The 6,569-nt window shown below is 67.4% G+C and carries 7 protein-coding genes and 1 pseudogene; 4 read left to right on the top strand and 4 right to left on the bottom strand.

The genetic code is table 11. The features are described from left to right. Together QOD90_RS19855 and QOD90_RS19850 are read left to right on the top strand one after the other, a co-directional pair. Positions 1-490 (top strand): annotated as a pseudogene (locus QOD90_RS19855) (2-succinyl-5-enolpyruvyl-6-hydroxy-3-cyclohexene-1-carboxylic-acid synthase); the annotation flags it as partial. Further along, entirely contained in the window at positions 487-1,035 is a 549-nt protein-coding gene (locus QOD90_RS19850; RefSeq protein ID WP_526352545.1) for a DUF3592 domain-containing protein, read from the top strand. The pseudogene QOD90_RS19855 and the gene QOD90_RS19850, both read left to right, overlap by 4 nt. Here the strand turns inward: QOD90_RS19850 and QOD90_RS19845 are convergent. Beyond that, positions 996-1,697 (bottom strand): DsbA family protein, encoded by a 702-nt coding sequence (locus tag QOD90_RS19845; RefSeq protein ID WP_526352544.1) that lies wholly within the window; start codon positions 1,695-1,697, stop codon positions 996-998. The genes QOD90_RS19850 and QOD90_RS19845 overlap by 40 nt on opposite strands. A gap of 87 nt (positions 1,698-1,784) precedes the next feature. Between QOD90_RS19845 and QOD90_RS19840 the strand changes: the two genes are divergently transcribed. Beyond that, entirely contained in the window at positions 1,785-2,912 is a 1,128-nt protein-coding gene (locus QOD90_RS19840; protein WP_526352543.1) for a glycosyltransferase family 4 protein, read from the top strand. A gap of 3 nt (positions 2,913-2,915) precedes the next feature. Here the strand turns inward: QOD90_RS19840 and QOD90_RS19835 are convergent, their stop codons facing one another. Further along, complete coding sequence (locus QOD90_RS19835; protein WP_526352542.1) at positions 2,916-3,740, bottom strand: SDR family oxidoreductase; 825 nt, start codon at positions 3,738-3,740, stop codon at positions 2,916-2,918. Between the two features lie 101 nt (positions 3,741-3,841). Here QOD90_RS19835 and QOD90_RS19830 point away from each other — a divergent pair, with 101 nt between their 5' ends. After that, a complete protein-coding gene (locus QOD90_RS19830; RefSeq protein WP_526352541.1) occupies positions 3,842-4,528 on the top strand; it encodes a demethylmenaquinone methyltransferase in 687 nt (228 codons plus the stop codon). A gap of 11 nt (positions 4,529-4,539) precedes the next feature. Here QOD90_RS19830 and QOD90_RS19825 read toward each other — a convergent pair whose 3' ends face one another. Beyond that, complete coding sequence (locus tag QOD90_RS19825; protein ID WP_526352540.1) at positions 4,540-4,836, bottom strand: hypothetical protein; 297 nt, start codon at positions 4,834-4,836, stop codon at positions 4,540-4,542. A gap of 46 nt (positions 4,837-4,882) precedes the next feature. Continuing rightward, the coding region (locus QOD90_RS19820; protein WP_526352539.1) for a helix-turn-helix transcriptional regulator at positions 4,883-6,569 on the bottom strand (1,687 nt) is incomplete at its 5' end.

Below are 6,569 nucleotides of genomic sequence, written 5' to 3'. Positions count from 1 at the left end.
CCCCGAAGGCATCAAGGTCCGGTCGAACCGCGGCGTCGCGGGCATCGACGGCACGGTGTCGACCGCGATCGGCGCTGCCCTGGCCCACGACCGCGCCGGCGCCGACGGCGACCAGGTGCCACGCACGATCGCGTTGATCGGTGATCTGACGTTCGTCCACGACAGCTCCGGTCTGCTGATCGGCCCCACCGAGCCGACGCCTGCGAGCCTCACCATCGTGGTGTCCAACGACAACGGTGGGGGCATCTTCGAACTGCTCGAGCAGGGCGACCCGAGGTTCTCCGACGTCTCCTCGCGGGTGTTCGGGACCCCGCACGACGTCGACGTCGGCGCGTTGTGTCGCGCCTATCACGTCGACTGTCGGCAGGTCGAGTTGGACGGTCTCGGCGACGCACTCGACGAATCCTTCGACGGTCTGCGCGTTTTGGAGGTGAAGGCCGACCGCTCGTCGCTACGGGCGCTGCACGCATCGATCAGGGCAGCCCTGTGAAGACCTTCGCCGGCAGCGTGCTCCGCTGGGTGAAGGCGTTGCGGCAGACCCTGATTCCACACCTGTCCGGTGAGCCCAATGAGACGCGGCCCGAGCGAATCATTCGGCGGGTGCGGATCGGCGTGGTCATCCTCGCGTGCCTGGTGACTCTGCAGGCCGTGCTGTTGGTGCTCGGTGCCTGGCGAAACGATCACCAGATCGAAGGCAACATGGGGGTGGCCGCCGCGGAGGTGCTCGACGCCGGGCCGCGGCGGTCGACCATCGAGTTCGTCACGCCGGATCGCGTCACCTACCGGCCAGAGCTGGGTGTGCTCTATCCGTCCGAACTGGACACGGGTATGCGGATCTACGTCGAGTACGACAGGGCGAACCCCGATCTCGTTCGCGTGCAACACCGCAACGCCTCGCTGGCGATCATCCCCGCCGCCTCGATCGCGGTGTTGAGCTGGTTGGCGGCGGCCGCGTTACTCGGCGCAACGGTGTTGGTCCAGCGTCGGCTGAACCGTCAGGTCGCCATCAGCTTGGACAGCCAGTCGTTGTCATAGATGTCGATCTTCTTTTCAGCCTTGAGATCGAAAACCGTTGGCGTACCTGTGCTCAATGGGTCGACCTCGTAGAGGAACTCGAAGTTCGTCGACTCCATCTCGGCTAGGTCGGACGCGCTCTTCTCGGTCGCACCGGTCTCGAGTTCGTGCACTTGGAAGTCGGGAATGTCGGCCTTGCGCGCGAGGTCCGCGATTTCTCCGTCGTCGGGACCCTTGCCGCCGGGCTGCTGATGCGCCCAAAGTTGTTCGACGAAGCGCTGAAACTGCCTGCCGGTGGCGGAGTCGGAGCCCTCACCGCCTTGGGTGGCTGCGACGAACAACGCGTCGGCGACCCGCGCGGAATGGCCGTCGGTGGCGGGGGTGTCGAGGAACGTCATCGGCCGGTAGGTGATGGCGAGCTGACCCGTCCCGATGTAGTAGGCGAACTCATCGCCGAAGTCGCGCTGCAGATCCGCGCAGTGGCTGCACTGCGGCTCGGTGTAGATCTCCAGCTGGACGGGTGCGTCCTCGAGACCGGCGCGGACGCCGAACGAATCCTGCGTCACCTCGACGAGCGGGGGATTGAGATCGCCCTGAGCGGTGCCGCTGATGCCACGCGTGCAGCCGCTCAACGCGACGACGAGGCTCAACACCACGACGATGGCGAAACGCTTGCTGCGCATTTCCGTATTATGAGGCAGTCGCCAGACTTTGCGTGTCGTATCCCTGGACGCAACCTTTAGTACAGCCGGATCTGCCAGCCTTCTGGTGTGCGCGTTGCGATCGTCGCGGAGTCGTTCCTGCCGAATGTCAACGGAGTCACCAACTCGGTGCTTCGGGTGATCGAGCATCTTCGCCGGACGGGGCACGAGGCTCTGATCATCGCGCCGGACACGCCCCGCGGCGAGCCGCCCGCCGACCGGATCCATGACGGCGTTCGCGTGCATCGAGTGCTGGCGATGATGTTCCCGAAGGTGACGTCGCTGCCGCTGGGTGTGCCGCGGCTGCGCATGGTCGGCGTGCTGCGGGGTTTCGAACCGGACGTCGTCCACCTCGCCTCGCCGGCGCTGCTCGGCTACGGCGGACTGCTGGCTGCTCGTCATCTGGGAGTGCCGACAGTGGCCGTGTTCCAAACGGACGTCGCGGGTTTCGCCGAGAGCTATGGTGCAGGCGTGATGTCGCGCGCCGCTTGGGCGTGGACACGTCATCTGCACGGCAAGGCCGACCGGACCCTCGCGCCGTCGACGTCTGCGATCGAGAACCTCGTCGCGCATCACGTTCCGCGCGTGCATCATTGGGGTCGGGGTGTCGACGTCTCCGGCTTCGTGCCCTCGGCTCGCGACGACGGCCTTCGGTCCGCCTGGTCACCGTCGGGCAAGCCGATCATCGGGTTCGTCGGCAGGCTGGCACCCGAGAAGCACGTCGAACGGCTGGCGTTGCTGGCGCGGCGCGATGACCTTCAACTGGTGATCGTGGGCGACGGCATCGACCGGCCGAAACTCGAATCCCTCATGCCTTCAGCGGTTTTCACCGGTGCTCGGTACGGGTCCGATCTGGCCGCCGCGTACGCCAGCATGGACGTCTTCGTCCACGCGGGTGAGCACGAGACGTTCTGCCAGACCGTCCAGGAGGCGATGGCCTCTGGCGTCCCCGTCATCGCGCCCAACGCCGGCGGGCCGCGGGATCTGGTGACTCCGATGCACACCGGGCTGCTGCTCGGCGTCGAGGAGTTCGAGGCGAAGTTGTCCGGCGCCGTCGACCATCTTCTCGCCGAAAGGCAGCGCTACTCGCTGGCGGCCAGGCGGAGCGTGTTGAACCGCACCTGGCCTGCCGTCTGCGATCAACTGTTGGGCCACTACGACGCGGTGCTGGGCCATCGCGGCGTCCGCGCCGCCTAGCTGTCAGCCCTGGGCCAGCTCGGCGACGGGCTGCCATTCCTCCCACGTCTTGAGGCGACTCTCGTAGTCCGCCTTGGCAATCTGGAGTGGCGCCGCGCCGAAGAACACTCGCAGCGGTGGCTCTTCGGAGTCGACGACCCGAAGGATCGCGGCCGCCGATGCCTGCGGGTCACCCGGCTTGCTGTTGCGCTGCGCGCGGACCCGCTGCGATTCCGCGTGTGCCTCGGCGTACGCGGGGAGCTCGGTCGCGGTCTTCGACGACGGGCCTGCCCAGTCGGTGGAGAAGCCGCCCGGCTCGATCAGGGTGACGTTGATGCCGAACGGCGCGACCTCGGTGGCCAGCGCCTGCGAGAAGCCCTCGAGCGCCCACTTGGACGCGTGATAGATGCCGACGTTGGCGAACGCGCTGATGCCGCCGATCGACGACACCTGGACGATGTGCCCGCTGCGCTGTTCGCGCAGAAACGGCAGCGCGGCCTGGGTGATCCACAGTGCGCCGAAGACGTTGGTCTCGATCTGGTCCCTGGCCTCGGCCTCGGACAATTCCTCGATGAAGCCGAATTGGCCGTAGCCGGCGTTGTTGACCACGACGTCGAGCCGCCCGAAGTGGTCGTGGGCCTGCGCAACGGCAGCGAAGTCCGCCTCGCGGTCGGTGACGTCCAGCGCGATGGGCAGGAGGGCCGCGCCGTACTTGGCGACGAGGTCGTCGAGCGTCGCGGTGTCACGGGCGGTCGCCGCCACCTTGTCACCCCGCTCCAGCGCCGCGATCGTCCACTCCCGGCCGAAGCCTCGCGACGTGCCGGTGATGAACCACACCTTCTCTGCCATGTCTGTCTCCTCTTGTGCTCGCGCGGGGCTCAAAGCATTACCAACGCCGCAACCGGTTACCCATTCCCGCTACGTGCACATTCACAGGTAGCGTCGGTGCGGTGAACCGCGCGACGTTGGAGAAGGATCCCCGCGAAGTCGCGTCGATGTTCGACGGCGTGGCCCGTCGCTACGACATCACCAACACGGTGCTTTCGCTGGGGCAGGACCGCTTCTGGCGGCGGGCGACGCGCTCGGCACTGGAGATCGGCCCCGGCGACGCGGTGCTCGACCTGGCGGCGGGGACCGCCGTGTCGACGGTGGAACTCAGCCAGTCGGGTGCCTGGTGCGTGGCGGCCGACTTCTCGGTCGGCATGTTGTCGGCCGGTGCGGCCCGGCCGGTGCCGAAGGTGGCGGGCGATGCGACGAAGCTGCCGTTCGCCGACGGGGTCTTCGACGCGGTGACCATCAGCTTCGGCCTGCGCAACGTGGTCGACCACACCGCGGGGCTTCGCGAGATGGCGCGGGTCACCCGTCCCGGCGGCAGATTGGTGGTGTGCGAGTTCTCCACGCCGACGAATCCGTTGTTCGGCACGGTCTACAAGGAGTACTTGATGCGGGCGCTGCCGTCGGCGGCCCGCGCGGTGTCGAGCAACCCGGACGCGTACGTCTATCTGGCCGAGTCGATCCGCGCCTGGCCCGACCAGGCGGCGCTGGCACGGCGGATCGCCGATGCCGGATGGTCGGCGGTGCGGTGGCGCAACCTCACCGGCGGCATCGTCGCGCTCCATGCCGCCACGAAGGCATAGCGGCTCGACCCTCAGAACGGTCGAGTGATCCGCGCGTCCACGTCGACGCTGATGCGCTCGGGCACCGCACCGGCCCGCGCGCACGCCGTCTGAACCAAATCCGCTGAATCCGCGGCGAACACGCCGAACAGCACCTCGTCGGTGGGCACGGCGAGCGTGACCAACAGCCGCACCGAGAAGCCTTCGGCGCACATGCTGGTGGTCACCTCATCGAGTGCGGCAACGATGTCGTCGATCAGTTGTGGCGTCAGGTTCGGCCGATACCACTCCACCAGGTACCGGGTTCCCATCGCGACGGCTGGACCCACCATTGAACGGTACGGGTGATCCGCGGTCAGATCATCGGGGTAAACCCTAGGATTCACCCGACTTCAGCTTGGCGGCGAGCTGTGCGCGGGATCGGATGCCCAGCTTGCGATAGATCTGGGTCAGGTTGGCCTCGACGGTCTTGAGGCTGATGTAGAGGGTCGACGCGACCTCGCGGTTCGTCATCCCCGACGTCGCCAACGCGGCGATCTTCAGTTCGGCTTCCGTCAGCGCCGCGGTCTGCGGTGCGGCCACCTTGGTCCGGTCCAACTCCGCGCGCGCGATGCCGACCCATAGCGCGGCGCCCATCCGTTCGAACTCGCGCAACGCCGCGCCGAACGTTTCGGCAGCCGCTTGCCTCAGCCGCTGACGGCGTTGCAGCTGCCCAAGGAGAAGCAGCGTGCGGGCTCTCTCGAAGGGCATCGGCAGGCGGTCGTGCTCCGCCATGGCGAAATTGACGGCACGCATCGCCTCGTCGAGGTCGCCCTTCGCGGCCCACCACCTGCTGCGGCTCCGCGCGCCGGTCGCCAGGAGCCATGCTCGGTCGAGTCGGCGGCCGTCGGTTTCCAGCTTCTCGATCAGGGGTTCTGCCTCGGCGAGCTGGCCCGCACTGATCATCACCTCGACCGCGTCGGGGAGGTAGTCGACGCTTCTGATCTCGGTGCCGGGGAGGAACCCGAATGCGTCGATCAGCGGCTGCAGGACGGTCAGGGCTTCGGCATGGTTGCCCAGTGAGATCTCCAGGAAGCCCAGCGTCGACGTGGCGCGGATCGCGAGTTGGGGGGTGCCGGTTTCATTTGCAATCGCGAGCGCGGCCTCGGCATCGTTGCGGGCGTCGACGGCCCTTCCCCGGTAGGCGACCGCGGTGGCGCGGATCGCCAATGCGACTCCTCGAAGGTTCTGGGTGTCGATGTGTTCGGCGCGTTCGATGGCCTCGTCGGCGACCGCCTCCGCGGCGGCGAGGTCGCCCCGCCACACATCGGCGAGGGCGGTGTGGGCATCGAACATCATCACGTCGGTCTCGGCGCCGCGATCCAAGCAGAGCTGCCGGACGACGATCGCTTCGACTCGCGCCGCCTCGAGGTCACCCGTCCACGCGTGGACGATCGCCCTGACCGCGCAGGCGCGAAACTGCATGGGGACGTCGGCGTGCAGATCCTCCAATTCGAGGGCACGCTGCAGACTTGCTTCGTCGACGCCGTCGCCGCGTAGGCACTTCGCCAACACCGACATCGCGAGCACCTGGCTGGTCAGCTCGGGCGTCGATAGGCCGTGCGCTTGCTCCAACGCCACGTCGATCTGGCGAATGGAGTCGTCGAACTTGCCCGCGTAGAGAAGTGCGAAGGATGACAGCAGGAGAATCTGCACGATCAGGGCGTGATCGTCCTTTGCGTCGCCCAGTGCGCGGTCGAGCAGATCGACGGCTACGAGCAGACTATCGTCGTAGACCTGAAGAGCGGCAAGCAGTTTCAGGGCAGTGGCCCGAAGAGGTCCGGTCGGCAGTTGCTCGACGGTGGGTGCGAGCAACTCGCCGGCGCGCTGGGCTTCGCCCGCGCGAAAGTGATGGTCGGCGCACAGGATTCGGCGGGCCGGCGTATCGCCGCCAAGGTTGATGGCGAGATCCAACAGTTCGGCGGCGGCCGCAGGGGCTCCCCGCGAGCGGGCTGCAACTGCCGCGGTGTCGAGCGCCAGCAAGGTCTCCGGGTCTGCGCTCGAAGCGGCCAAGGCGAGATGG

The sequence above is a fragment of the Mycobacterium sp. genome (assembly GCF_032161845.1).
Lineage (GTDB): Bacteria > Actinomycetota > Actinomycetes > Mycobacteriales > Mycobacteriaceae > Mycobacterium.
Note: the sequence above shows the minus strand (reverse complement) of the source record. Positions and strands in the feature narration are given on the sequence as shown.

Bases quoted from the DNA above. Each gene is read 5' to 3' on its own strand.
- QOD90_RS19845 (WP_526352544.1), bottom strand. From the start codon at position 1,697: ATGCGCAGCAAGCGTTTCGCCATCGTCGTGGTGTTGAGCCTCGTCGTC.
- QOD90_RS19835 (WP_526352542.1), bottom strand. From the start codon at position 3,740: ATGGCAGAGAAGGTGTGGTTCATCACCGGCACGTCGCGAGGCTTCGGC.